The following is a 460-nucleotide window of genomic DNA, read 5'->3' on the forward strand; positions in this document are numbered from 1 at the left end:
GCTGATGGAGGAAGTGGACCGCTGCTTCGCCGGCTTCGAGCTGATCGAGCACCGCATCCGCAGCCTGAAATCGTTCGGCGTCGGGCGCCTGGCGGTCGGTTCGCTGCCGGCGCTGGGCACCGGCTTCATGCCGCGCGCCATTGCCGCCTTCGGCCTGCAGGACCGCCGCATCCAGATGTCGTTCCAGATCATGAGCTCGCGCGAGGTGCTGCAGCAGGTCACGGCCGGGCAACTCGACTTCGGCCTGATGGCCGACGAGCTGTCGGTGGCGGGCCTGGAACACTCGGAGTTCCTGCGGCTGCCGGGCGTGATCGCCATGCACAGCCGCCATCCGCTGGCGGCGCGGCCACGCATCACGCTGCGCGACCTGACCGAGCACGCCTTCATCGCGCTCAACCCCGAGGACGCCAGCCGCCGGCGCCTGGAGACGGCGCTGCACGACCAGGGCCTGGCATTGCGG

Annotated in this window: 1 protein-coding gene; it reads left to right on the forward strand. The window is 70.4% G+C overall.

What is annotated here, in order from left to right:
* Positions 1–460: LysR substrate-binding domain-containing protein (locus N801_RS22250; RefSeq protein ID WP_035941140.1), on the forward strand; the 460-nt coding region annotated here is incomplete at both ends.

It is taken from the genome of Knoellia aerolata DSM 18566 (assembly GCF_000768695.1).
GTDB classification, from domain to species: Bacteria; Actinomycetota; Actinomycetes; order Actinomycetales; family Dermatophilaceae; genus Knoellia; species Knoellia aerolata.